Source organism: Actinosynnema sp. NPDC023658, assembly GCF_040639995.1.
Lineage (GTDB): Bacteria > Actinomycetota > Actinomycetes > Mycobacteriales > Pseudonocardiaceae > Actinosynnema.
This window is the reverse complement of record NZ_JBFAAX010001380.1, coordinates 1-1,212: the sequence shown is the minus strand read 5'-3', so window position 1 is coordinate 1,212 and position 1,212 is coordinate 1. Positions and strand designations below refer to the sequence as shown.

The 1,212-nt window shown below is 75.6% G+C and carries 2 protein-coding genes; one reads left to right on the top strand and one right to left on the bottom strand.

Annotated elements, in window-relative coordinates:
• The coding region (locus AB0G02_RS41165; protein WP_360806271.1) for a hypothetical protein at positions 1–523 on the bottom strand (523 nt) is incomplete at its 3' end.
• Between the two features lie 93 nt (positions 524–616).
• Between AB0G02_RS41165 and AB0G02_RS41160 the strand changes: the two genes are divergently transcribed.
• Positions 617–1,212: BTAD domain-containing putative transcriptional regulator (locus AB0G02_RS41160; protein WP_360806268.1), on the top strand; the 596-nt coding region annotated here is incomplete at its 3' end.

Here is a 1,212-nt window from a genome sequence, read left to right as displayed (position 1 = left end):
CGGACAGCCGGTGCCGCTGCCGGGTGGCGTCCTGCGACCGCCGGAACCGCTCGCGCTGCCGCAGGCCGAGCGGGACGATGGACAGCATCAGCAGCGAGACGACGACGAGCATCGCCCCGCCGCCGATCTCCAACCTCCCCTCGTCCAGGGAGTCCAGCACGATCACCAGCAGCCCGAACAGACCGAGCAGCACGAACACCACCCGGAGCACCGTGGCCGGGTAGGGCATGGCCAGCACCGCGTCGACCTGGTCCACCAGCGGTCGGGCCAGGCGCGGGTCGTCGACCGGCTCGCCGCGCCGCATCGCCCGAGAGACGGCGCGGCGCTGACCGCGGTCCAGCCCCTTCAACGCCGTCGATCCCCACACCCGCCGCATCAGCAGGGCCATACCGCCGCCGAAGAGCACACCCATGCCCAGGCCCAGCCACAGGTTGCCGTGCAGCAACCCCTGGCTGACGCCGAACAGCCCGCCGGCGAGCAGACCGGTCAGCGCGACCTTCACGTGCGAAACCCGTTGCGCCATCGAGAACCTCCCCCGAGATCGTCTCCTCCCCGCGTTACCCGTTCCGCCGCGCGCTCAACCCCGGACCGCGCGGACGCCCGCTACCCTGGCGCCGTGACCGCCGACCTCGTCCTGCTGTCACGGGTCTCCTTCCGCGGCACGGACATCGCGGGTCCGCGGCTGCGCGGTCTCCTTGCCCTGCTCGCGGGTGACCTGCGCACGGGGTGCGGCACCGGCCGGTTGGTCGAGGGGCTCTGGCCGGAGGGGCGACCGGAGAACCCGCCCAAGGCCGTGCAGATCCTCGTGTCCCGCGCCAGGTCCCGGCTGGGCGCCGAGGTCATCGCGCGGACGCCGACCGGCTACCGGCTGGCGTTGGGCGAGGACCAGGTCGACAGCTCGGCGGTGCTGGTCCGGGCCGCCGCGGCCGCCCGGTGCGCGGGTGCCGGCGACCACGCCGCCGCGCTCTCGCACGCCGACGAGGGCCTCGCCCTGTGGGACGGCACCGGTGCGGACCCGGCCGACGCCGCCGACCCGGTCACCGCGCTGAGGGCGGAACGGCGGGCCGCGCACCGCGCGCTGGTGCGGGCCCGCGCGCTCGCCCTCTCCCGCCTGGACCGGCCGGCGGAGGCGGTGGACCTGCTCGCCGGGGTGGCCGCCGAACGACCGCGTGACGAGGAGGTGCTGGTCGAGCTGCTGCGGTGCGAGGCGGC